Raw genomic sequence first — 23,261 nt, 5'->3', positions numbered from 1 at the left:
GATGACGGCAACACTCGAGGTCAGCGATCTCAGGAAGCAGTTTGCGATCGGCCGCCCGGCGATCGACGGCGTCAGCTTTGGCGTGCCGGCCGGCCAGATCGTGGTGCTGCTCGGGCCGTCCGGCTGCGGCAAGACCACGACGCTGCGCTGCGTCGCCGGGCTCGAGCATCCGACCGATGGCGAGATCAGCATTTCCGGGCGGGTGGTCTCGTCACCGGCGCGCGGCATCCTCGTGCCGCCGCGCGCGCGCAACCTCGGCATGGTGTTCCAGTCCTATGCGGTGTGGCCGCATATGACAGTGCGGCAGAACGTGATCTATCCGCTGAAGCACCGCACGGTCGGGCGCGTCGATGCCGCCCGCATGGTCGAGGACGCACTGGCGCTGGTCGGGCTGTCCGACTATGCCGACCGGCCGGTGGTGGCGCTGTCGGGCGGACAGATGCAGCGCGTCGCACTGGCGCGCAGCATGGTGTACCGGCCGCAACTCTTGCTGCTCGACGAGCCGCTGTCGAACCTCGATGCCAAGCTGCGCCTGCGGCTGCGCGACGACCTCCGCGTCATCCTCAAGCAGACCGGGATGACCGCGCTCTATGTCACCCATGATCAGGCCGAGGCGGTCGTGCTCGGCGACCGGATCGGCGTCATGCGCGACGGCAAGCTGCTGCAGATGGACACGCCAGACGTGATCTACAACCGCCCGGCCGATCTGTTCGTCGCCAATTTCACCGGCGCGACCAACGAGCTCGCCGGCACGCTGGTCGCATGCAACGGCGGCTATGGTGTGGTCGATTTCGGCGACGGCCGGCGAGGCGAGGTCGCGCTGTTCCAGGCGCTGGCGCCCGACGAGAAGGTGCGCGTGGCGCTGCGGCCCGAGAACATCGCGATCGGCCGGCCCGATGGCGCCAATACGTTTGCAGCGAAGGTGCTCGACCGGCGCTACCAGGGCACGCAGACCGCCTACGGCATCGAGCTGTTCGGCAAACGGCTGGAGGCGATCGAGCTCGGCACTGCCGCGCGCCATCAGGTCGGCGTCGAGGCACAAGTCGCGCTGCCGCGCGAATGCTTGTGGGCTTACCGTGACAATGGGCCGGCATCGCCTGACTAGCGTGGCTGCGGCGGTCTTTGCAATGACGCGAGTGCGGCCCGACGGCAGGCAACGGGTGCGATTGAGGCGCCGCCTAGGCCTCTTCCACCAGTGCGCGGATGCTGCGGGCGAGCCCGAGGATGCGCGGGCCGCATTCGCGCTCGATCTGCTCGGCGCTGAAGCGGTAGGACGGAACGCCGCAATTGACCGACAGGCATTCGCCGCTCGGCGTGCGATAGAGCGGGGCGGCCACGCCGAAGATCTCGCGCCGCCATTCGCCGAGCGAGATGGCGAAGCCGCGCTCGCGGCACGAGTCGACGTCGGGCAATGTGCGCTTCTGCACGTAGTCGAATTCGTCGGGACGTTCGGCCTTGACGCGCGCGACATAGGCGCCGAGCTCTTCTTCGGTGAACAGCGAGAGCAGTGCGCGCCCGACCGCGGTCGGCGCCAGCGTGCTGACAAAGCCGACGTCGGGCACATGCGGCGCCGCGTCCGTCGTGCGCAGTGTCTCGACATAGATGAAGTCGATCCCGAACGGCATCGCGATCGACACCGTGCCGCCGGCATAAGTCGCGAAATCGCGCATCAGCGGACGCGCGAGCTGACGCACCTTCAGCGCGGACAGCACGGGATAGGCGGCGGCGAGCGCGCCGAGCCCGAGCACGAAGCGGCCCTTGGCGTCGCGCCTGAGATAGCCGAGCTGCTCCAGCGTGTAGGTCAGCCGCGAGACCGTCGGTCGCGACAGGCCGGTATGCAACGCGAGTTCGGCGTTGGACAGCGAGCCCGGGTGGCGGCGGAACGCCGCCAGCACGTCCAGCCCATGCGCCAGGGTGGTCGCAAAGGACGGATCCGCCTGAATTTCGGCAGGGGAAGATGCTGTCATACGGAATATTGGTCTCGGATGGATCGATTTGTCAATATATCGAAATGAATTTGCAAATCGTGTCGATATCGGTTTATCTGCCGGAAATAAGGATAAAGAACCGCTGGAGCGAGGCGCCCTTGCGATGATGATGACTGACCAAGCCCGAGACGCAAAGCCCGCCGCGATCGACAAGGCGCGGCTGCGCCTGAAATATCAGGAGGAGCGCAACAAGCGGCTGCGCCCCGACGGCAACGACCAGTATCTCCAGATCAAGGGCCAACTCGCGCATTATCTCGACGATCCCTACACGCCGGTGGTGGAGCGCGCGCCGAAGACCGATCACGTCACCTTCGCCTTCATCGGCGGCGGCTTCGCCGGGCTCGCCACCGCGGCGCGGCTGACCGAGGCCGGGGTCAAGGATGTCCGCATCGTCGAGAAGGGCGGCGATTTCGGCGGCACCTGGTATTGGAACCGGTATCCCGGCGCGCAGTGCGACACCGCGTCGATGGTCTATATGCCGCTGCTGGAAGAGACCGGCCACATGCCGTCGGAGAAATACGCCCATGCGCCCGAAATCCTGGCGCACTGCCAGCGGATCGGCCGGCAGTTCAATCTCTACGACAACGCGTTGTTTCACACCGAGGTGACGAACCTCGACTGGGACGCGGCGCAATCGCGCTGGATCGTCCGCACCACCAGGGGCGACGCCTTCACCGCGCAATATGTCGGCATCGGCACCGGCCCGCTGCATGTGCCGAAGCTGCCCGGCATTCCCGGCATCGAGCGCTTCAAGGGCCACTCGTTCCACACCAGCCGCTGGGATTACGACTACACCGGCGGCGATCCCAAAGGCGCGCCGATGGAGAAGCTTGCCGACAAGCGCGTCGGCATCATCGGCACCGGTGCTACGTCGGTGCAGTGCATTCCGCACCTCGCGCGCGCCTGCAAGGAACTCTACGTATTCCAGCGCACGCCGTCGTCGGTCGATGCGCGCGGCAACGGCCCGATCGATCCGGACTGGTTCGCCGATATCGCGACGCCGGGCTGGCAACAGCGCTGGCTGGAGAATTTCACCGCCAACCAGGCCGGTGGATCGGCCGACGAAGACCTTGTGCAGGACGGCTGGACCGACCTGTCGAAGCGGATCCGCGCCAAGGTGATGCTGCTGCCGCGTGAGCAGCGCACCGTGGAAAACATGCGGGCGGTGTTCGAGGATTCCGACTTCGAGAAGATGGAGGAGATCCGCAACCGGGTCGACGCCATCGTCGGCGACCCCGCGACCGCCAGAAACCTCAAGGCCTGGTACGGTCAGCTCTGCAAGCGGCCATGCTTCCACGACGCCTATCTTCAGGCCTTCAACACACCCGGCACCCACCTGATCGATACCGACGGCAAGGGTGTCGAGGAGATCACCGAGAACGGGATCGTGGTCGCGGGCAAGGAATACAAGCTCGACTGCATCATCTACGCGTCGGGCTTCGAGGTGGGGACCGAGTATCGCAGGCGCGCGGGCTTCGATCTGACCGGCCGCGACGGCATGAAGCTGTCGGAGCATTGGGCCGCGGGCATGCGCACCAAGCACGGCATCCACGTGCATGGCTTCCCCAACGTGTTCTTCGTGCAGCCGACGCAGGGCGCCAATCTCATTTCCAACGTGCCGCACAACCTGACGGAAGCGGCGCGGACCATCGCCTTGATGGTCGCTCATGCGCGGGACAACGGCTTCAAGGAAATCGAAGTCAGCAAGGAAGCCGAGGATCGCTGGGTCGAGCTGCTGCTGACCGCGGTCGGCCGAATGATCGGCGGACCCGATTGTACGCCCGGCTATTACAACAATGAGGGACGCGAGCCCGGGCCTGCCGCCAAGCTCAATGTCGGCTATCCGGCGGGCGCGTTGGCCTACTTCAAATACATCGACGGCTGGCGCCGCAGCGGCCAGTTCGAAGGCGTGCAATTCCGCTGAGGGATGCGGGATCGGGACTGATTTTCTGCCAGATGAGGGAGTGCCTGAGTATGACCCAGACAACCGCAGGTGAGACGTCGCACGAAGTTCCGAAGGCGGCATCCGCGCCGGTCATCGCGCAGCACGAAGCGACGCTGAAAGCGCTGCCGTTCGCCGACACCAGGGATTTCGACGATGCCGCGCGCGGCTTCCTCGGCACCATCGAGAACGCGCGCGTCACCTCGGCCCAGGGCAGGGTGGTCTGGAGTCTCGAGCCTTACGGCTTCCTCTCCGAGGAGAAGGCGCCTGCGACCGTCGATCCGAGCCTGTGGCGGCAATCGCGGCTCAACATGCACCACGGCCTGTTCGAGGTGGTGCCGGGCGTCTACCAGGTGCGCGGGCTCGACATCGCCAACATGACGCTGATCGAGGGCGACAAGGGCGTCATCGTGGTCGACACCCTGACCTCGATCGAGGGCGCACGCGCCGCGATGGAGCTGTACTTCCAGCATCGCGGCAAGCGGCCGGTCGCCGCCGTGATCTTCACCCACACCCACACCGACCATTGGGGCGGTGCCCGCGGCGTGCTCGACGACGCCATGCTGGCCGCGGGCGTGCCGATCATCGCGCCGAACTTCTTCATGGAGCACGCGGTCTCCGAGAACATCATCGCGGGGCCGGCGATGCTGCGCCGCGCGCAATACCAGTTTGGGCCGTTCCTCGCCAAGGGCGTGCGCGGCCAGGTCGATTGCGGTCTCGGCAAGACCATGGCAGCGGGCGGCGTGGCGCTGCTGCGGCCGACCGACCTGATCATCGCGACCGGCGACAAGCGCGTGATCGACGGCGTCGAGTTCGAATTCCAGATGGCGCCGAACAGCGAAGCGCCGGCGGAGATGCATTTCTTCATTCCGCGCTACAGACTGCTAAACCTCGCGGAGAACTGCACGCACAATTTCCACAACCTGCTGCCGTTCCGCGGTGCCGATGTGCGCGATGCGCTGGCCTGGTCGAAATATCTCGGCGAGGCGTTGCAGATGTGGGGCGGCAAGGCGGAAGCAATGTGCGGCCAGCATCATTGGCCGGTGTGGGGCAAGGAACGGATCGACACCATGATCCGCCAGCAGCGCGACCTCTACAAATACGCGCATGACCAGACCATCCGGCTGATGAACCATGGCCTCAATGCGGCTGAGATTGCCGAGACGATCCGGCTGCCCTCAAGCCTCGAAGGCGCCTGGCACGGCCGCGGCTATTACGGCCACATCAGGCACAATGTGAAGGCGATCTACCAGAAGTATCTCGGCTGGTACGATGCCAATCCGGTCAATCTCGATTCCTTGCCGCCGGACGAGGCCGGCAAGAAGTATGTCGAGTACATGGGCGGTGCCGATGCGATCCTGAAACGCGCCGCCGCTGATTTCGCCAAGGGTGAATTCCGCTTCGTCGCGCAGGCCGTCAGCCACCTCGTGTTCGCCGAGCCCGACAACCAGGCCGCTCGCGCATTGCTGGCCGATACGTTCGAGCAGCTCGGCTATGCTGCGGAGAGTTCGACCTGGCGCAACGCCTATCTGTTCGGCGCCCAGGAGCTGCGGCAGGGCATGCCGAAGACGCCGCCGCGCTCGCCCATGCCGCGCGAGACGCTGGCTGCGCTCCGCACCGAGCAGCTCTGGGATGTGCTCGGCGTCCGCCTCAACGGCCCCAAGGCCGAAGGAAAGCGCATCGTGCTGAACTGGAGCTTTACCGACACCGGCGAGACGTTCGTGCTCAATCTCGAGAACTCTGCCCTGACCTATGTCAAGGGCGCGCAGGCCGCCGATGCGCATGCCAGCTTCACGCTGGCGCGCGGCGTGCTCGACGAGGTCATCGCCAAGCTGACCACATTCCCGGAAGCCGTCGGCGCCGGCAAGGTCAAGGTATCAGGCGAGCCGCTGCGGCTCGGCGAATTGATGATGTTGATGGACGAATTCCCGCGCATGTTCGAGATCGTCGAGCCGAAGCGGTCGGTGGTGAGCTAGAGCCACATACTCAAAACGTCGACCGTCACCCTGAGGAGCCGCGTAGCGGCGTCTCGAAGGGTCGACGGCCACCGGTCGGGCCGTGCATCCTTCGAGGCTCGCTCCGCTCGCACCTCAGGATGACGGGATGACCAGATGTGGCCACGTCATTGCGAGCAGCGAAGCGACGAAGCAATCCATCCGTCGCTGAATCAAGCAACTCCGCCACCGTCACCCTGAGGAGCCGCATAGCGGCGTCTCGAAGGGTCGACGGCCACCGGTCGGGCCGTGCATCCTTCGAGGCTCGCTCCGCTCGCACCTCAGGATGACGGGATGACCAGATGTGGCCACGTCATTGCGAGCAGCAAAGCGACGAAGCAATCCATCCGTCGCTGAATCGAGCCACTCCGCCACCGTCACCCTGAGGAGCCGCGTAGCGGCGTCTCGAAGGGGCGACGGCCCGGCTGGTGGCCGATTCATCCTTCGAGACGCGCTTCGCGCTCCTCCAGCGACAAAGGCAAAGCCTTTGCGCGGGGATGACGGGTCGATAAGTGCTCGCTCAAATCCCGAGATACGCCGCCTGCACCTGCTTGTTGTTGGCGAGCTCGGCGCTCGAGCCCTGCATGATCACGTTGCCGCTTTCCAGCACATAGGCGCGCTGCACCAGGGACAGCGCGCGGCTGACATTCTGCTCGACCAGGAGGATCGCGGTACCCATCTTGTGGATCTCGCCGATCTTCTCGAAGGTGACGTCGGTCATCACGGGGGCGAGGCCCAGCGAAGGTTCGTCCAGCATCAGCAGGCGCGGTTTCAGCATCAACCCGCGGCCGACCGCGACCATCTGCTGCTCGCCGCCGCTCATGGTGCCGGCGAGCTGCTTCCTGCGGTCGGCGAGCCGCGGGAAGATGCTGTAGACGAGCTCCATCGTGCGCGCGCGATCCGCCTTGGCCTTCGGCGTGTAGGCGCCGATCTCGAGATTTTCCTGCACCGTCATTTCCGGGAACACCTGACGCCCTTCCGGGACGTGCGCGATGCCGAGCTCTGGGATGCGGTAGGGCGGCAGCGTGGCAAGGTCGACGCCGTCGAAGGTGACCTTGCCGCCGAACAGCTTGACGAGACCGGAGACGGCGCGCAGCGTCGTGCTCTTGCCGGCCCCGTTGGCCCCTAACAGGCCGACGGCTTCGCCCTCGCCAATCGAGATGCTGACATCGGTGATGGCGGGGACCGAGCCGTAGCTGGCGCTGACGCGGGAGAGCTCAAGCATGGGCGTCTCCCGGCGCCGGCGGATGCACATAAGAGCCGAGATAGGCGCGGATCACTTCCGGATTCTCCACGATCTCCTTCGGCGCGCCCTCGGCGATCTTCTGGCCGTGGTCGAGCACCACGATGTGGCGGGCCACAGCCATGATCGCGCGCATCACGTGCTCGACGATCACGATGGTGAGGCCGCTGGCAGAGAGCTTTTTCACCAGCGCCACCGCCTGGTCGATCTCGGCCGGGTTGAGCCCGGCCATCAGCTCGTCGAGCAGCAGGATTCTCGGTTGCGTCGCCAGCGCGCGGGCCATCTCCAGCCGGCGCTGGTCGATGGTGGTGAGGTCCTTGGCCGGCGTCTCCTCCCTGGCGCCGAGGCCGACGAACTCGATCGCCTCGCGCGCCTTGTTGCGCGCGGCGGCGACATGGCGGTCGCGCAGGAAGGCGCCGGTCATCACATTGGCGAGCACCGTCATCGCGCCGAACGGCTTGGCCACCTGGAAGGTGCGGGCGAGGCCGAGCGCGCAGACGTCGTGTGGCCTGAGGCCCACGACCTCATGACCGAAGGCGAGCACCGAGCCGGAGTCAGGGCGATGAAATCCCGTGATCAAATGAAAGCTCGTGGTCTTGCCGGCGCCGTTTGGCCCGATCAACGCCACCGTCTCGTTCTCCTGCACGGTGAAGCTGACGTCCTGCACCGCACGCAGGCCGCCGAAGCGCTTGCTGAGACCCTTGATGACCAGTGCTTCTGCCATCGCAACGACCTCAGGCGCGTGCCGGCTTGCGCCGGAGGGTGCGGTGATAGACGTCGGTCGCAAACCCGATCAGCCCGGTTGGACGCCACAGGATCACCGCCATCAGGATCAGGCTGTAGACCGTGAGCTGGATGCCGCCCACCGAGCTGCCGAGCCAGCTCTGCAGCAGTGCCGAGGTGGTCTCCAGCAGCACCGTGCCGATCACGGGGCCCCATAGTGTGCCGATGCCGCCGACGATCGAGACCAGCGCGGCCTCGATCGAGACGCTGAAGCTGAACGCGGTCGCGGGATCGATGAAGTAGATGTACTGTGTGTAGAAAGTCCCGGCGAGCGCAGTCAGGAGCGCGCTGATCATGTAGATGTCGCGCTTGACCTTCGGTGCGTTGACGCCGACCGCCTCGGCCGCATCCTCATCCTCGCCGATCGCGACGAGGTAATAACCCATCCAGGATTTCTCGATTTGGTGGGTGATCCAGAGGCCAACGACGAGCAGGCCGAGCACGACGTAGTAATACGAGGACTTCTCCTCGAACTGCATCATCAGCGGCGCGCTGCCGAGGTTCGGGATCGTGGTGCCTTCGGCGCCCCAGGCAAAGTCGCGGAATTTGAGGAAGATCAGCATCAGCACCTGGGCGGTCGCGATCGTCGCGATGGTGAAATAGGGGCCGCGCAGGCGGAAGCAGAGCCAGCCGATCGGCAGGCTCGCCAGCATCGCGACCACGCCGCCCGCGAGCATCCCGATCCAGGGCGAGATGCCGTAGTTCACCTGCATGATGGTCGAGGTGTAGGCGCCGAGCCCGAAATAGGCCGCGTGCCCGAGCGACAGCTGCTTGGCATAGCCGCCCATCAGGTTCCAGGCGACGCCGATGAAGGAGAACAGCAGGATGCGGATGAAGATGTCGATCGCGAACGACGAGGTGACGAACTGGGGCAGGGCCAGCATGACGATGGCCCCGATCGCCAGCCACAGCCATTTCATGTTGCCTGAGGTCTGCATCAGCGGCCCCTTTTGGCGCCGAGGCCGCTCGGCCTGAAAGCGAGCGTCAACAGCAGCAGCGCGAACACCACGATCAGGCCTGAATCCGCGCCGACGAACTGGATGCCGAGCGACTCCGCTACGCCCATCATCAGGCTCGCGACCAGCGCGCCCATCACATTGCCGAGCGTACCCATCACGACCGCGACGAACGCCATCAGCACGAACACCTGGCCGACGAACGGATAGGCCGAATAGAACGGCATCAAGAGCGAGCCGGCGGCGCCGGCGAGCGCCAGCGCGGTGCCGAACGCGACCGCGAACACGCAGTTGGGATTGATTCCCATCAGCATCGCGACGTCGCGGTTCTGCGACGCCGCGCGCATGGCTCGGCCGAGATCGGTGGTGTGCAGGAACACCCAGAGCAGGCCGCTGAGCGCCATCGCGACCGCAAAGGCGATCAGCTTCGCTACCGGAATGTACAGCCCGCCGATGTGCCACGCTTCATCCGAATAGGAGGTATGGACGGTGCGGTAGTTAGCGCTGAACAGCATCAGCGAGAGATTGAGCAGCAGCAGCGACAGCGCAAAGGTCAGGAAGATCTGCGGCATGTCGTTCGGTCCGAGCACCCTGCGGATCAGGAAGTGCTGGATCAGGACGCCGGCGAGGAACAGCACCGGCATCGAGACCACCAGCGAGACCAGCGGATCGATGCCGAACTGGGTGGCGAGGAAGAACGAGATATACATCCCGATCATCACAAACTCGCCCTGGGCGAAATTGACGATCTTGACCACGCCGAAGATCAGCGTGACGCCGATGCTGACGAGCGCGTAGATGCCGCCGATGAGCAGGCCGTTGATGACAGCCTGGGCCAGTGTCTCCCACATGCGATGCGACCGCGGTTCAGGTCTTCATCAACGGGGCGCGGGCGTCTTCCTTGGGGAAGATGCTGGCGAGGTCGGCATTCTGCCACTGCACGCCGACCGGACGGCCGTAGACGTTCTTGCCGTCGGGGCCGAACTTCACCTTGCCGCCCGGCGCCATCGCCGCGTAACCCGAGGAGACGTCGAGCGTCGACAGCGCTTCGCGGACCTTCTTCGGATCGGCGGAGGCGGCGCGCTCCAGCGCGTCGGCGAGCATAAAGGTCTGCGCGACCAGGCCGCCGGCGTATTCGAAGGCGAACTCGCCGGTGCGCTTCTTGAACTCGGCGTTGACCTTCTGCGCATCGTCGTTGACGTCGTGGTTCCAGTGCGCCACGCCCTGCAGGCCCTCGGCGGCCTTGCCGACATTCTTGTAGAAGTCCGGCATCACGAAGCCGCCCGAGCCGCCATTGATCGCGATGTTGAGCCCGACCTGCTTCACGGTGCGCACGATCAGGATGAGGTCGTTGAGATAAGACAGCGAGAACAGCGTGTTGGCGCCTGAGGCCTTGACCTTGTTGATCAGCGGGCTGGCATCGGTGAAGCCGGCCGAGTAGGGCTCGAACATCACGATCTCGACACCTTCGGCGGGCGCCAGCTCCTTCAGCCCGTTCGAGGTCGAGGTGCCGAACGCGGTGTTCTCGAAGATGACGGCGACCTTGGCCTGGTCGCTGACGAGCTTGGCCATCTGCAATTGCGCCTTGGCGAATTGCGAGGCGCGCGCGAACGGCGTGAAGGTGTAGGTGCGTCCCTTGTTGAGCTGGTCGGAGCTCGATCCGGTGATGATCGGAACCCTGGCGCGCTCGCAGACCTCGCTCGCGATCAAGGTCAGCGCGCTGGCGTAGCAGCCATGGATCGCCGACAGCTTGTTGCCGGTGATGAGCCGGTCGGTCTCGGTGCGCGTCACCGTGGTGTCGCTCTGTACGTCGGAGACGATGAGGTTGAGCTTGGCGCCGCCGAGCGACTTGATGCCACCGGCCTCGTTGACCATGTCGACCGCGAGCTTGGCTGCTGCAACGCAGCCTATCCCGATCTGCGCCATGCCGCCGGTGCTCGGATAGAGCGCGCCGATGTTGATCGGGTCGGCGGCCCAGCCGCGCAGCGGGACCGCGCCGAATGCGCCGGCCGCGAGCACGCCGCCGGTTTTGACCAGGAATTTGCGGCGGTTCAGCTTCTTCCGTGCGGCTTTGGTCGGTACGGCATTATTAATGGCGGACGGCTCTCGGTCCCCTGTCATGTCGTTCCCCCTGGGCGAGCGCGGCATGGTTGCTCCGTCCGCTCGCTTATTATTTTTTGCTCAAGCGGGCGCATAAGAGCACGTAATTCGGCAATCGCAAAGGCGATATCGGCCGGGCTCACGGGGAAACGCGTTGCGGCTGGTGCGTCGCAGCAATCGCGCGACGCGCCCAAATGAGCAGCTTCGCTGCACGGGAGTTGCCGCCGGATACGACGGCATTATTGACAATCGAATGACCCGACGGTCCGGCACAGACCGCGCCGGCCGGCCCGCCGGATCATTCGATCGGCCGCTGCAACGGCTATTCCGCGCTCGCCACCAGCTTGAAGCGCGGCTTGGCTTCCATCAGGCTGCGATAGGCGGCGAGATAGTCGAGTGCCATGCGGCGCGCGGTGAAGCGGGTTTCGAACTGCTTGCGGATCGCTTCGCGGTTGAGCGTCGAGAGCCGGCCGACGGAAGCGACCGCGCTGATCTCGTCCTCGACGATGAAGCCGGTCAGGCCGTCCTCGATGATTTCCGGCACCGAGCCGCGGTTATAGGCGATGACCGGCGTGCCGCAGGCCATCGCTTCGATCATCACGAGGCCGAACGGCTCCGGCCAGTCGATTGGAACCAGGAGCCCGATCGCGCCGCTGAGAAAATCCGGCTTCTCGCGGTCGCTGATCTCGCCGATGAACTCGACCAGCGGATTGCTGGTGATCAGCGGCTTGATCAACTCGTCGTAATATTCCTGGTCGGCGCGATCGACCTTGGCCGCGATCTTCAGCGGAATGCCGCAGCGGGTTGCGATCTTGATCGCGCGATCGACGCCCTTCTCCGGCGCGATGCGCCCGAGCACGGCGAGATAGGATTGCTTGGCCGGTTGCGGCGTCAGCAAATTCTCCGGCAGGCCGTGATGGATGGTGCGCACCCAGTGCGCCTGCGGCACCGGCCGCCGCTGCGCGTTGGAGATCGAGATCACCGGGACCTTGGAGAAGGTGTTGAAGACCGGCTGGTGCTCCGGCAGGTCGAGCCGTCCGTGCAGCGTGGTCACGAACGGCGTCGGCTGGCGCGCGAACAGCGACCACGGATAATAGTCGAGATGACAGTGCAGGAAGTCGAACTCGTCATCGTCGGCCTTCTGCCGCACGCGCTCCAGCATCACCATGTGCAGCGCATTAGGATCGCGGACGGAACCGTCAAGCCGCAGTGCCTTCGGCCAGGTCGCATCGAGCTTCGCGGAGGTCTGTGAATCGCCACTGGCGAACAACGTCACGTCATGTCCAAGTGTTACAAGTTCTTCGGTCAGCCAGTGCACGACCCGTTCGGTGCCGCCGTAGAGCTTGGGGGGAACAGCCTCCGTCAGCGGGGCAACCTGCGCGATGCGCATTTCTCCGTCTCCATGTTTTTAATGTGGATGAACCCTCAGCCCTCTGATGGCAGCGACATGCCAAAGACGGGAACGTTCTCGCACGTGCGAGGTTCCTTAGGTGTGGGAGATCTGCCGCTTCTTTCTTCCATCACACTGTGGTCTTGCTGATGCCATCTCGCCTCAACACGTTTTTGCCGACGCCAGCGTTGCAAAATTGTTGCGCAGTGATGGCTGCATCGAGGAATCCCACCGCCGCCCTTCACGTCATCGTGCACGAGAGCTTCGACTAAAATTTTCTCGTTCACCTTCAACAGCTTTTGCAGGACGTCATGGATCATCTGTCAGGATACGCGCATCGCCCGTTCCCCTTTGTGCTGCGCTATCTGCGCCGGCGGCTCCCGTCGCATGTTGTGATTTTGTCGGCCGTCGTCGCGGCGGTTGCCTGCTCGGTAGGCACGCAATACGGCGTGAAGAATCTGGTCGACGCATTGTCGGCGGGACCGTCGGCCGCGAATGGCGTATGGCTGGCATTCGCTCTGCTCATGTCGCTGATCGCAGCCGACAACTTCCTGTGGCGGATCGCGAGCTGGACCGCGAGCTACACCTTCGTCAGCGTCAGCGGCGATCTTCGCCGCGACATGTTCCGTCATCTCACCGGCCACGCGCCGAGCTATTTCACGGACCGGCTGCCGGGCATGCTGACCAGCCGGATCACGGCGACCTCGAACGCGGTCTACACCGTCGAGAACATGTTCGTATGGAACGTGTTGCCGCCTTGCATCGCGACCTTCGCGGCGATCACCCTGGTTGGAACCGTCAGCGTGACCATGTCAGCAGTGCTGATCCTGATCGCGGGAACCATGGTGGTGGCGATGTTCCGCATGGCCGCCGCCGGCCGGCCGCTGCATGACGATTTCGCCAACAGGGCGGCCGCCGTGGACGGCGAAATGGTCGACGTCATCAACAACCTGCCGCTGGTGCGCGCGTTCTGCGGCCTCGGCTATGAGCACGACCGCTTCGACGCGACCGTGAATCGGGAACTCGTCGCGCGCGGCCGTTCGCTGCGCTATCTCGAAAAGCTCCGCCTCGTTCACGCCGGCGTGACCGTCATTCTGACGATCGCGATGCTGGCCTGGGCGCTCAATCTCTGGCAGCAGGGCGCAGCGACCACCGGCGACGTCGTGCTGGTCTGCACCCTCGGCATCTCGATCCTCAGCGCCACCCGCGATCTCGCCGTCGCGCTGGTCGACGTCACCCAGCATGTTGCCCGCCTGACCGAGGCGCTGGCGACGCTGTTGCAGCCGCACGAGCTCAAGGACCATCCGGAAGCCGAGACGCTGGTCAAGAGCGGCGCGGCGATCGCCTTCAACAATGTCTCCTTCCGCTATCCCGGCGGCTTGCAGGTGTTCGAGCGCTTCAGCCTGCGCATCCAGCCCGGCCAGCGGGTCGGACTGGTCGGGCAGTCCGGTGGCGGCAAGTCAACACTGTTTACCCTTCTGCAGCGCTTCTACGACGTCGAGCAGGGCAACATCACGGTCGACGGCCAGGACATCTCGCGCGTCACCCAGCAGAGCCTGCGCGCGGCGATCTCGGTGGTGCCGCAGGACATCTCGCTGTTCCACCGTTCGATCCTGGAGAACATCCGCTACGGCCGGCCGGACGCCACCGACGACGAGGTGCGGCGGGCGGCGATTGCGGCGCGCTGCGACTTCATCGAAAGCTTGCCGGAGGGCATGAACACCATCGTCGGCGATCGCGGCGTCAAGGTCTCGGGCGGCCAGCGGCAGCGGATCGCGATCGCGCGCGCCTTCCTGAAGGACGCGCCGATCCTGTTGCTCGACGAGGCCACCGCGGCGCTCGATGCGGACTCCGAGGAGGCGATCCGCGAGGCGTTGTCGCGCCTGATGCGCGGGCGTACGGTGGTGGCAATCGCGCACCGCCTCGCGACGCTGCGCAGCTTCGACCGTGTGCTCGTGCTGCAGGGCGGCCGGATCGTCGAGGACGGTCCGCCCGATATCCTCGTGAAGGGCAGGGGTCCCTACCGCGACCTGGTCGCGCGCGAGATGGGCCGCCTCTCCACCAGCGCGGCCTGACCCCGCGTCATCAAGCGTGTTCTTGCGTTCCGATGCGTTCGTTCGAGCCGAGATTCAGGCCAAGCAGAGTCGCCAGAGGTTCAGATGGCAGCTGACGTCGTTACGCAGATCATCACTGCTCGCATCATCGAGCACGTCGCCGAATCGCCGTTCTACATTCCTATGACCGGGCCCGCGGCGCGGCCGCGGCGCTCGCTCAAGCATGACGACACCTTCATCGTGCTCGACAGTCATGGCGATATCGGTGCCTCGGCCGGTGGGCCGGACGGTCTGTTCAATGCCGATACGCGCTATCTCGCGCGGCTGGAAATGGTGCTGGAGGACGTGCAGCCGCTGCTGCTCGGCTCCAACATGCGCGACGACAATTCGGCGCTGACGGTCGATCTGACCAATTCCGACGTCTATCGCGACGGCCGTCTGACCTTGCAGAAGGACACGCTGCACATCGTGCGCTCGATCTTCCTGTGGCGCGGCACCGCCTATCAGCGCATCGGCCTGCAGAACCACGGCGATCTTGCCGCAAGCTTCGATCTCACGCTGCTGTTCGACAATGATTTCGCCGACCTGTTCGAGGTGCGCGGCGAGCGGCGGCCGCGGCGTGGCATCGGCTCGAGCAAGCTGCTCGGCCCGACCGACGTCGTGCTGGAATATTGCGGCCTCGACGAGCAGACGCGGATCACCGCGCTGCATTTCGATCCGCGGCCGACCCGGCTGTCGGTCAACACTGCGACCTATCATTTCGACCTCGAGCCCGGGCAGGTCACCTCGCTGTTCGTCGCGGTGTCCTGCAACAAGCCGATCATGCAGAAGCCGGTGCCGTTCTTCCGCGGGCTGCTGGCGCATCGGAGGGAGATGCGGAATTCGTCGGCCGGCGCGGCCAGCATCGAGACCTCGAACAACATCTTCAACGAGGTGTTGTGCCAGGCGATGGCCGACCTCAATATGCTGATGACGGAGACGCCGCAGGGCCGTTATCCCTATGCCGGCATTCCCTGGTATTCGACGACGTTCGGCCGCGACGGGCTGATCACCGCGCTGCAGATGCTGTGGGTCGATCCGCGGATCGCCAGGGGCGTGCTGAAGCGGCTCGCGCTGTTCCAGGCCAAGGCGGTCGATCCGCTGGCGGATGCGGCGCCGGGCAAGATCCTGCACGAGATGCGCGGCGGCGAGATGGCGGCGCTGCGCGAGGTGCCGTTCGCGCACTACTACGGCAGCGTCGATTCGACCCCGTTGTTCGTGCTGCTCGCCGGGCTCTATCTGGAGCGCACCGGCGATTTGGAGACGTTGCGTGAGCTGTGGCCGGCGGTCGAGGCCGGCTTGCAGTGGATCGACGGCCCGGGCGATCCCGATCGCGACGGTTTTATCGAGTACCAGCGCGCTACGGATGAAGGTCTTCGCAATCAAGGCTGGAAGGACTCCTTCGACGCCATCTTCCACGCCGACGGCACGCTTGCCGAGGGCAATATCGCGCTGGCGGAAGTGCAGGGCTATGTGTTCGCCGGCAAGCAGCTTGCCGCGCGAGCGGCGCGCACGCTCGGCTTCGCGGACAAGGCCTCAAAGCTGGACGCCGAGGCCGAGCGGCTGCGCGAGCGGTTCGAGGCGGCGTTCTGGTGCGAGGAGCTCGGCACCTATGCGCTCGCGCTCGACGGCGCCAAGCAGCCGTGCAAGGTGCGGACGTCGAATGCCGGACAGACGTTGTTTTCCGGCATGGTGCGCGAAGACCGCGCGCGCCGGGTTGCCGCCGGCCTGATGAGCCAGAAATTCTTCTCGGGCTGGGGCATCCGCACCGTCGCCGCAGGCGAGGCGCGCTACAACCCGATGTCCTATCACGACGGTTCGATCTGGCCGCATGACAATGCGCTGATCGCACTCGGATTTGCCCGCTACGGCCTCAAGCATTCGGTCGCGCATCTGTTCAAGGGGCTGTTCGATGCCGCGAGCTATATGGAGCTGCGGCGGCTGCCAGAGCTGTTCTGCGGCTTCCGCCGCGAGCGCCGGCGCGGCCCGGTGCTTTATCCGGTGGCCTGCGCCCCGCAGGCCTGGGCGAGCGCGACGCCGTTCACGCTGCTGGAGGCTGCACTCGGACTGGAGTTCGACACCACGCGCGGCGAGATCCGCTTGCGCGATCCGCGGCTGCCGGAATTCCTCAACGACGTCGTGCTGCGCGACCTCAGGCTCGGCGCGTCCAGCGTCGATTTGCGGCTGCGCCGCCACGGCGACGAGGTGTCACTCGAAGTGTTGCGCACGCGCGGTCAGATCCAGGTGTCGATCGTGCTGACGCATTGAGCGTCGACACACGGCACGCGCGCGCCGGAAAATCGTGGGGAGAGTAATATGCGTCCGAGGATCATGGTGATGCTGGTTGGAGCGGCGCTGCTGACATGCGCGGGTGTTCGTGCCGCTGACGACGAAGCTCCGGCGCCGACGCCATCGCCGCCGCCGGCGGCTCAGGCGACGCCAGCAACTCCTCCGCCGCCAGCAGCCGCTGCGCCGAAGGAGCAGGCCAAGGAACAGTCGCCGCCGCCTTCGGTGACCGTGATCGGCGCGCGCGATGCGCACGGCATTCTCGGGCGCGACGTGCGCAGTTCCGCCAATGAGGACATGGGCCGCATCGTCGACGTCATCGTCGACCGCGACGGCAAGGTCCGCGCCGCGGTGATCGATTTCGGCGGCTTTCTGGGCGTCGGCAGCCGCAAGATCGTGGTCGACTGGAACGCACTGCGTTTCGCCGGCGTTTCCAGCAAGAGCGACAGCATCACGCTGGACCTCAACAAGCAGCAGGTGAGCGCTGCGCCGGAATACAAGGAAGATACGCCGCTGATCGTGCTTGGCGCGGCCGGCAATCTTCATCCATGGGATTACGAACATTAGGGGGCTAAAGCTGGTCGCGCGTCCGAACTCTTCCGTCGAGACGGTTGGCGACGGTCGTGGCGAGCGATCAGCCGGCGGCACCAGAATTGTGCCGGTTGTCTCCGATCAACCCAGTCCCGAGGAACCGCGGATGCCGTCGCGCGAAAGCCAGCGCGGGCTCGACTGGTTCATCTTCTTCCTGGCCGACGTGCAAACCGGCTTCGGCCCGTTCATCGCGGTCTACCTGACGACGCAGAAATGGACCCAGGTCGAGATCGGCTTCGTGCTCTCGATCGGCGGCATCATCGGCCTGCTGGGCCAGATGCCCGGCGGAGCGATTGTCGATGCGGCGCGCTCGGAGCGGGTCGTCGCGGGCTGGGCGGTGGCCGCGATTGGCGCCGCCGCGCTGGCCTACGCGCTCTGGCCGATCTTTCCGGTGGTGACGCTCGCCGCCACACTGCACGCGCTCGCAAGCTGCGTGCTGGGGCCGGCGATCGCCGCGATCAGCCTCGGCCTGGTCGGACCGCTGGCGATCGGCGAGCGGCTCGGCCGCAATGCGCGCTTTGCCTCGCTCGGCAGCGGCTCGGCCGCGGCGCTGATGGGCGCCTGCGGCTATTTCCTGTCGAGCCGATCGGTGTTCCTCGTGACCTTCATCCTTGCGATCCCGACGCTGCTGTCGCTGGCGCGGATCCGCGAGCGCGAGATCGACATCGCGCAGGCCCATGGAGAGGTGAAGCGCGAGGTTCCCGACAAACGAGCGACCAGTATCGTCGGTCTGGTGCGGCAGCGATCGCTCTTGATCTTTGCCGGCGCGATGATGCTGTTCCAACTGGCCAATGCCGCGATGCTGCCGCTGATGGCGGGCGTCGTCACGACACGGTCGAGCCAGTGGGCGCCGGTGCTGATCGCCGCCTGCATCATCGTGCCGCAGGCGATCGTCGCATTGTGCTCGCCGTCGGTCGGTCGCAAGGCCCAGGCCTGGGGCCGGCGGCCGCTGCTGCTGATCGCATTTGCCTCGCTCGTGATCCGCGGCCTGTTGTTCGCAACGGTGCGGGATCCCTATCTGCTGGTCATGGTGCAGATTTTTGACGGCATCACCGCGGCGATCTTCAGCGTCATGGTGCCGTTGATCGTCGCCGACGTGGCGTTCGGCAGCGGCCATTTCAACCTGGCGCAGGGCATCGTCGGAACCGCGGTCGGCATCGGCGCGTCGCTCAGCACCGTGCTGGCCGGCTATGTCAGCGACAAGCTCGGCAGCAGCACCGCCTTCATGGGCCTGGCCGGCGTCGCCGCGCTGGGGCTGTTTATGATCTGGCTGGTGATGCCGGAGACGCGGCGAACGACATGACGCAGGCAGGTTTGGCCCAGCGGCGCCCTTCCTCATGCATGCGCCGTCATATATGAGTGATTTGCTGCTGGAACGAGCCGATGGTCCCCGGGATTAATCAATCCAAAATCGTGATCTGGTAGGGATCGACGCAGCGCGGGCAGGCATTTCGACCGAGGAATGGCATGGTAATTCGAACGACGACGGCGCAGATCACCGGAGCGATGCGGCGTTGGGGGCCTCCCGCCTTTGTGACCTTCGCGGCGATGGTCACACTTGCGTCATTGACCGGCGGCGCCGCGGCAAAGCAGCAGCGTCCTGCGGCAACGGTCGAGGCGACCGCGCCGCGCGCCGCGGGTGAGCCGATCATGGCGATCGTGTCGATCAAGGCCCAGAAGGTGACTTTCTACGACGCCGACGGCTGGATCTACCGCGCGCCGGTGTCGAGCGGCGTCACGGGACGCGAGACGCCGGCCGGCGTCTTTGCGCTGATCGAGAAGGACAAGGACCACCACTCGACCCTTTATGACGATGCCTGGATGCCGAACATGCAGCGCATCACCTGGAACGGCATCGCGCTGCATGGCGGCCCGCTGCCCGGCTATGCGGCCTCTCACGGCTGCGTGCGGATGCCCTATGACTTCGCCGAGAAGCTGTTCGACAGGACCCGGATCGGGATGCGGGTGATCATCGCGCCGAACGACCCGGCCCCGGTGGATTTCACCCACCCCGCGCTGTTCGTGCCGAACGCCCAGGCCATCGCGGCTGCTCCGGCGCGTGCTGAGTCACTGTCCCGCGAAGCCGCGGATGCCGCCAAGGTTGCCGACGAGGCAAAGAAGGCCTCCGTGGCCGCGACCAAGGAAGCTGCACTGTTCACGCCGGCGTCATTGCGCAAGCTGGAAAAGGCCAAGACCCGTGCCGACGCCGAACTCGCATTCGCCGACAAGACGCTCGCCAATGCCAAGACCGACCAGGCCAAGGCGCGCGCCGAGGATCTGAAGCAGAAGGCCGCCGCCAAGGCCGCGGAAGCGACGACGCAGTTCGAGGCGGCCCAGGGCGACGCCAAGCCGAAGCTCGACGCCGCAGCGGCCGCAAAGGACGCCGCCAAGGCGGCCGAGACCAGGAAGGCCGATACCCAGAAGGCGGCGACCGAGGCGAAGCTCGCGCTCGAGCCGGTCTCCGTCTACATCAGCCGCGCGACGCAGAAGCTCTATGTCCGGCGCAACACCCATAAGCCATGGGCGGACGGTGGCGAAGTGTTCGACTCGAGCATTGAGGTTCCCGTCACCATCCGCGATCCGGACCAGCCGATCGGCACGCATATCTTCACGGCGATGGCCCGCAATAACGACGGAAGCCTGCGCTGGACCGAGGTGACGATCGACGACGGCGACAACGCCAAGGACGCGCTCGACCGCGTCACCATCCCGCAAGATGTGCTGGATCGCATCGCGCCGACCGCCGTGCCGCGCTCGTCGATCATCATCTCGGACGAGCCGCTGAGCGCCGAGACCAACTACCGCACCGAGTTCGTTGCCGTGCTGAGCAACCAGCCCCAAGGCGGTTTCATCACACGCAAGCCGACCCGGCCGATGGAAACCGACGACATGGTCGCGAGCGGGGACGGGGACGGATTCGGCTTCTTCTCTCAGCGCAGCTGGAATCCCCAGTCGGGCACCCAATACGGCTATCCCCAATACGGCAATCCTCAGGCGCCGACCCAGTACGGCTCCCCGTATTATGGCAATCCTCAATCCGCCAATCCGCGCCGGCGCGGCGGCCAGAACTACTGGCAATCGCAACGCGACTGGTGGTAGGGCGCGACCGGCGCGGGCTGTAACGAGCCGCCCAGAGATCAGACCACCATTGTGAGAGTTGGACGGCGGATCGACGCCGCCGCCCAGTCGTGCCGTGCTGTTGCCTGCGTTACGGGCGAGCTTCCAGGATCAGGTTGAACGGCGTTTCCGCTGCGCGGCGGAAGCGTGAGAAGCCACCCTGGCGCGCCACCTCGCGCAGCCGGGTCTCGCCAGCCTGCGCGCCGAGCGCAAGCCCGACCTCCTGGTCCAGCGACGCCGGCGTGCAGATCATCGTCGACGCTGCGTAGTAGACGCGCCCGATCGGATTGAGGTTGTCCTCCAGCCGATCGTTGGCGAACGGCTCGATCAACAGGCAAGTGCCGTCGTCGGCGAGGGTGGAGCGGGTGTGCTTGAGCGCGCCGACAGGGTCGCCCATGTCGTGCAGGCAATCGAAGAAGCACACCAGGTCATACTTGTTGGCCGGGAAGTCCTTGGCGGAGTGCGTCTGGAAATGGACGCGGTCCGACAACCCCGCCTCCTTCGCAGCCATCCGTGCCGTCTGGATCGAGCCGTCATGGTAGTCGAAGCCGTAGAAGGTTGATTTCGGAAACGCTTCCGCCATCAACCGGGTCGAGACGCCGTGGCCGCAGCCGACGTCAGCGACGACCGCACCCTTCTTCAGCTTGTCGACGACGCCCTCGAGCGCCGGCAGCCATTCCTGCACCAGATAGTGCTTGTAGCTGGTGCGGAAGAAACGGGCGGTGCCGCAGAACAGGCACTCGCTGCGCTTGTTCCAGCCGACGCCCTTGCCGGTCTTGAACGCGTCGGTAATTTTCGGCTCGTCGAGAAACGTCGCCCCGACAAGGCTTCCCACGGCGCCGAGGAAGACCGGGCTCTCCTCGTCGGCGAGCGCAAGCGCCTGCTCGGGCAGCATCGAGAATTTTCCGGTGGCGCTGTCGTATTCGACGTAGCCGGAAGCCGCCTGCGCCGACAGCCATTCCTGAACGTAACGTCCGGCTGTTCCTGTCGCCTTGGCCAGCGCCGCGGCGTTCATTGGTCCTTGCTGCGCGAGAGCCTTGTAGAGTCCGAGCTTGTCTCCCAGCAGCATCAGCGAGGCGTTCATCGCCGCGCCGACATCGCCAATCATCTTTCCCATGAATGAATTAAGACGCTCCTCGTTGACGTCCATGATGTTGCTCCATCGCAATTGGGTTTTTGCAAAAAGTCCATCATTGCCAATTTCATGTGTGCGCTATCGTCCAGGCAGACCGGCTTGGGCGCGGACATCATCGCACGAATGGGTTCGGCGGCGCAGGCTGAATGTCACAAGGCGGCTGGGATGCCAGCGTGGCGACTTCACAAGCCTGCGAGGCGGGCGCCTTACGCCGCTGCCCGCGGCATGATCAGTTTTCTGTACAGCGTGCCGTAGCAGGCGGCCGACAGGTCCCAGCTGTAGGATTTGGCCATCGCGCTGGCGCGCATGGCGTTGAGGCGATCCTTGGCGCGATAGGCGTCGAACGCGCGCCTGACGCCGCCGAGGAAGGATTCTGCCGACGGCTGGGCGAACAGGAAGCCGGTCTCGCCGTCGGCGATGGTCTCCGCAAGCCCGCCGGTCTGGTGGCCGATCGGCAGCGAGCCGAAGCGCTGCGCATACATCTGGCTGAGGCCGCAGGGCTCGAAGCGCGACGGCATCAGGGTGAAATCGCTGCCGGCGAAGATCCGGCGTGCCTGCGCGTCGTTGAAGCCGATGATGACGCCGATCGCGTCGGGCCGGCGCCGGTGCGCGGCCACCAGCGCATCCTCGATCGCGGGCTCGCCGCTGCCTGTGACGACGATCTGTCCGCCGTCCCGGATGATCTCGTCGGCGGCCGACAGCACGAGGTCGACGCCCTTCTGGTGCACGAGCCGCGCGACCAGGCCGAAGATCGGCCCGCGCGAGACCGCAAGGCCGAATTGCCGGCGGACATAGTCGGCGTTGGCCTGCTTGCCTTTCCAGTCGCCGGCGCCGAACGGCTGCGCGAGCTGTGCGCAGTGGCGCGGGTCCCAGCTCTCGTCGATGCCGTTGAGGATGCCGGTCAGCTGGTCGGCGTCGGAGCGCACGCGCAGCAGGCCCTCCAGGCCGCAGCCGAGCTCGGCGGTGGTGATCTCCCTCGCATAGGTCGCGCTGACCGTGGTCAGATGCGAGGCGTAGACGAGGCCACCCTTGAGGAAGGATAGCTTGTCGTAGAACTCCAGCCCGTCGATGTGGAATGAGCTTTCCGGCGCGCCGATCCGCCGCAGCGAGTCCCGCGGAAACAGGCCCTGATAGGCGAGATTGTGGATGGTCAGGATCGACGGAATCCGAGCCTCGCGCCATGCGAGGTAGGCCGGTGTGAGCGCGGCCTGCCAGTCGTTGGCGTGAACGAGGTCCGCTGCCCAATTCTTGTCCAGCGTTCCGGCTGCAAGTTCGGCAGCGGCGGACGCAAAGCGGCCGAAGCGGATGTCGTTGTCGGGCCAGTCGCGGCCGGACTCGTCGCCATAGGGATTGCCCGGCCGGTCGTACAGCTGCGGACACAGCAGCACGTAGACCGGCAGCCCGTCTTTGGTCGATGCGCGCCCGAGCCTGCAGGCCGGCATCTCGGCGAGGGCCTCGCATTGTCCAACGATTTCAATATGAGTGAACTGTTCGACCACGTCCCGGTAGCCGGGAAGCATGATCCTGACGTCGCTCCAGGAGCGGAGCGCCCGGGGAAGTGCAGCGGAAACGGCGCCGAGCCCGCCCACGCGGACGAAATCGTCCATCTCGGTCGTGACGAATAAGACCTTCAACAAGCGCCC

Annotated in this window: 17 protein-coding genes; 8 read left to right on the top strand and 9 right to left on the bottom strand. The window is 65.5% G+C overall.

Annotation, left to right across the window (positions count from 1 at the left end; all coding sequences use genetic code 11):
- Position 1: 1 nt before the first annotated feature.
- Positions 2 to 1,105 carry an ABC transporter ATP-binding protein gene (locus ACE10Z_RS31950; protein ID WP_375784328.1) on the top strand — a complete coding sequence of 368 codons (1,104 nt, stop codon included), beginning with the start codon at positions 2 to 4 and terminating at the stop codon, positions 1,103 to 1,105.
- A 73-nt stretch (positions 1,106 to 1,178) separates the two neighbouring features.
- On the opposite strand, the gene ACE10Z_RS31945 is transcribed toward ACE10Z_RS31950, so the two are convergent.
- Complete coding sequence (locus ACE10Z_RS31945) at positions 1,179 to 1,967, bottom strand: IclR family transcriptional regulator (RefSeq protein ID WP_375784327.1); 789 nt, start codon at positions 1,965 to 1,967, stop codon at positions 1,179 to 1,181.
- Between the two features lie 124 nt (positions 1,968 to 2,091).
- On the opposite strand from ACE10Z_RS31945, the gene ACE10Z_RS31940 reads away from it, so the two are divergent.
- Together ACE10Z_RS31940 and ACE10Z_RS31935 are read left to right on the top strand one after the other, a co-directional pair.
- Positions 2,092 to 3,912: a flavin-containing monooxygenase gene (locus tag ACE10Z_RS31940; protein ID WP_375784326.1), complete on the top strand. Its 1,821-nt coding sequence runs from the start codon at positions 2,092 to 2,094 to the stop codon at positions 3,910 to 3,912.
- 50 nt (positions 3,913 to 3,962) lie between these two features.
- A complete protein-coding gene (locus ACE10Z_RS31935) occupies positions 3,963 to 5,906 on the top strand; it encodes an alkyl/aryl-sulfatase (protein ID WP_375784325.1) in 1,944 nt (647 codons plus the stop codon).
- 538 nt (positions 5,907 to 6,444) lie between these two features.
- Here ACE10Z_RS31935 and ACE10Z_RS31930 read toward each other — a convergent pair.
- The 6 genes from ACE10Z_RS31930 to ACE10Z_RS31905 form a co-directional block, all read right to left on the bottom strand.
- Positions 6,445 to 7,149 carry an ABC transporter ATP-binding protein gene (locus ACE10Z_RS31930; protein WP_375784324.1) on the bottom strand — a complete coding sequence of 235 codons (705 nt, stop codon included), beginning with the start codon at positions 7,147 to 7,149 and terminating at the stop codon, positions 6,445 to 6,447.
- Positions 7,142 to 7,891, bottom strand: coding sequence for an ABC transporter ATP-binding protein (locus ACE10Z_RS31925; protein WP_375784323.1), 750 nt, complete (start codon positions 7,889 to 7,891; stop codon positions 7,142 to 7,144). Before ACE10Z_RS31925 ends, ACE10Z_RS31930 begins: the two co-directional genes overlap by 8 nt.
- Positions 7,892 to 7,901: 10 nt before the next feature.
- The gene (locus tag ACE10Z_RS31920) at positions 7,902 to 8,888 is read right to left on the bottom strand and encodes a branched-chain amino acid ABC transporter permease (protein WP_375784322.1); all 987 of its coding nucleotides are present in this window, start codon (positions 8,886 to 8,888) and stop codon (positions 7,902 to 7,904) included.
- The gene (locus ACE10Z_RS31915) at positions 8,888 to 9,757 is read right to left on the bottom strand and encodes a branched-chain amino acid ABC transporter permease (RefSeq protein ID WP_375784321.1); all 870 of its coding nucleotides are present in this window, start codon (positions 9,755 to 9,757) and stop codon (positions 8,888 to 8,890) included. The genes ACE10Z_RS31920 and ACE10Z_RS31915 overlap by 1 nt, the downstream gene beginning before the upstream one ends.
- Before the next feature lie 16 nt (positions 9,758 to 9,773).
- Positions 9,774 to 11,027 (bottom strand): ABC transporter substrate-binding protein, encoded by a 1,254-nt coding sequence (locus ACE10Z_RS31910; RefSeq protein WP_375784320.1) that lies wholly within the window; start codon positions 11,025 to 11,027, stop codon positions 9,774 to 9,776.
- A gap of 301 nt (positions 11,028 to 11,328) precedes the next feature.
- Complete coding sequence (locus ACE10Z_RS31905; RefSeq protein ID WP_375784319.1) at positions 11,329 to 12,396, bottom strand: glycosyltransferase family 4 protein; 1,068 nt, start codon at positions 12,394 to 12,396, stop codon at positions 11,329 to 11,331.
- Positions 12,397 to 12,707: 311 nt separating this feature from the next.
- Between ACE10Z_RS31905 and ACE10Z_RS31900 the strand changes: the two genes are divergently transcribed.
- The 5 genes from ACE10Z_RS31900 to ACE10Z_RS31880 all read left to right on the top strand — a co-directional run bounded on the left by ACE10Z_RS31900 (position 12,708) and on the right by ACE10Z_RS31880 (position 20,465).
- A complete protein-coding gene (locus tag ACE10Z_RS31900) occupies positions 12,708 to 14,471 on the top strand; it encodes an ABC transporter ATP-binding protein (RefSeq protein WP_375784318.1) in 1,764 nt (587 codons plus the stop codon).
- Between the two features lie 84 nt (positions 14,472 to 14,555).
- A complete protein-coding gene (locus tag ACE10Z_RS31895; protein ID WP_375784317.1) occupies positions 14,556 to 16,757 on the top strand; it encodes a glycogen debranching N-terminal domain-containing protein in 2,202 nt (733 codons plus the stop codon).
- 48 nt (positions 16,758 to 16,805) lie between these two features.
- On the top strand, positions 16,806 to 17,342 hold the full coding sequence (locus tag ACE10Z_RS31890) for a PRC-barrel domain-containing protein (protein ID WP_375784316.1): 537 nt from the start codon (positions 16,806 to 16,808) through the stop codon (positions 17,340 to 17,342).
- 130 nt (positions 17,343 to 17,472) lie between these two features.
- Positions 17,473 to 18,669 carry an MFS transporter gene (locus ACE10Z_RS31885; RefSeq protein WP_375784315.1) on the top strand — a complete coding sequence of 399 codons (1,197 nt, stop codon included), beginning with the start codon at positions 17,473 to 17,475 and terminating at the stop codon, positions 18,667 to 18,669.
- A gap of 164 nt (positions 18,670 to 18,833) precedes the next feature.
- Positions 18,834 to 20,465 carry a L,D-transpeptidase gene (locus tag ACE10Z_RS31880; RefSeq protein WP_375784314.1) on the top strand — a complete coding sequence of 544 codons (1,632 nt, stop codon included), beginning with the start codon at positions 18,834 to 18,836 and terminating at the stop codon, positions 20,463 to 20,465.
- Between the two features lie 109 nt (positions 20,466 to 20,574).
- On the opposite strand, the gene ACE10Z_RS31875 is transcribed toward ACE10Z_RS31880, so the two are convergent.
- Positions 20,575 to 21,633 (bottom strand): class I SAM-dependent methyltransferase, encoded by a 1,059-nt coding sequence (locus ACE10Z_RS31875; protein ID WP_375784313.1) that lies wholly within the window; start codon positions 21,631 to 21,633, stop codon positions 20,575 to 20,577.
- A 191-nt stretch (positions 21,634 to 21,824) separates the two neighbouring features.
- Positions 21,825 to 23,225 carry a glycogen synthase GlgA gene (glgA, locus tag ACE10Z_RS31870; protein ID WP_375789969.1) on the bottom strand — a complete coding sequence of 467 codons (1,401 nt, stop codon included), beginning with the start codon at positions 23,223 to 23,225 and terminating at the stop codon, positions 21,825 to 21,827.
- Positions 23,226 to 23,261 lie beyond the last annotated feature (36 nt).

It is taken from the genome of Bradyrhizobium sp. Pha-3 (genome assembly GCF_042258615.1).
Lineage (GTDB): Bacteria > Pseudomonadota > Alphaproteobacteria > Rhizobiales > Xanthobacteraceae > Bradyrhizobium.
This window is presented reverse-complemented; position numbering and strand designations above follow the sequence as displayed.

What these genes read in the sequence shown, in the direction of transcription:
- ACE10Z_RS31915 (WP_375784321.1), bottom strand. Translation starts at nt 9,757, where the DNA reads ATGTGGGAGACACTGGCCCAGGCTGTCATCAACGGCCTGCTCATCGGC.
- ACE10Z_RS31935 (WP_375784325.1), top strand. Translation starts at nt 3,963, where the DNA reads ATGACCCAGACAACCGCAGGTGAGACGTCGCACGAAGTTCCGAAGGCG.
- ACE10Z_RS31930 (WP_375784324.1), bottom strand. Translation starts at nt 7,149, where the DNA reads ATGCTTGAGCTCTCCCGCGTCAGCGCCAGCTACGGCTCGGTCCCCGCC.
- glgA (WP_375789969.1), bottom strand. Translation starts at nt 23,225, where the DNA reads ATGGACGATTTCGTCCGCGTGGGCGGGCTCGGCGCCGTTTCCGCTGCA.
- ACE10Z_RS31920 (WP_375784322.1), bottom strand. Translation starts at nt 8,888, where the DNA reads ATGCAGACCTCAGGCAACATGAAATGGCTGTGGCTGGCGATCGGGGCC.
- ACE10Z_RS31900 (WP_375784318.1), top strand. Translation starts at nt 12,708, where the DNA reads ATGGATCATCTGTCAGGATACGCGCATCGCCCGTTCCCCTTTGTGCTG.
- ACE10Z_RS31905 (WP_375784319.1), bottom strand. Translation starts at nt 12,396, where the DNA reads ATGCGCATCGCGCAGGTTGCCCCGCTGACGGAGGCTGTTCCCCCCAAG.
- ACE10Z_RS31925 (WP_375784323.1), bottom strand. Translation starts at nt 7,891, where the DNA reads ATGGCAGAAGCACTGGTCATCAAGGGTCTCAGCAAGCGCTTCGGCGGC.
- ACE10Z_RS31885 (WP_375784315.1), top strand. Translation starts at nt 17,473, where the DNA reads ATGCCGTCGCGCGAAAGCCAGCGCGGGCTCGACTGGTTCATCTTCTTC.
- ACE10Z_RS31940 (WP_375784326.1), top strand. Translation starts at nt 2,092, where the DNA reads ATGATGATGACTGACCAAGCCCGAGACGCAAAGCCCGCCGCGATCGAC.
- ACE10Z_RS31945 (WP_375784327.1), bottom strand. Translation starts at nt 1,967, where the DNA reads ATGACAGCATCTTCCCCTGCCGAAATTCAGGCGGATCCGTCCTTTGCG.
- ACE10Z_RS31895 (WP_375784317.1), top strand. Translation starts at nt 14,556, where the DNA reads ATGGCAGCTGACGTCGTTACGCAGATCATCACTGCTCGCATCATCGAG.
- ACE10Z_RS31890 (WP_375784316.1), top strand. Translation starts at nt 16,806, where the DNA reads ATGCGTCCGAGGATCATGGTGATGCTGGTTGGAGCGGCGCTGCTGACA.
- ACE10Z_RS31880 (WP_375784314.1), top strand. Translation starts at nt 18,834, where the DNA reads ATGGTAATTCGAACGACGACGGCGCAGATCACCGGAGCGATGCGGCGT.
- ACE10Z_RS31910 (WP_375784320.1), bottom strand. Translation starts at nt 11,027, where the DNA reads ATGACAGGGGACCGAGAGCCGTCCGCCATTAATAATGCCGTACCGACC.
- ACE10Z_RS31950 (WP_375784328.1), top strand. Translation starts at nt 2, where the DNA reads ATGACGGCAACACTCGAGGTCAGCGATCTCAGGAAGCAGTTTGCGATC.
- ACE10Z_RS31875 (WP_375784313.1), bottom strand. Translation starts at nt 21,633, where the DNA reads ATGGACGTCAACGAGGAGCGTCTTAATTCATTCATGGGAAAGATGATT.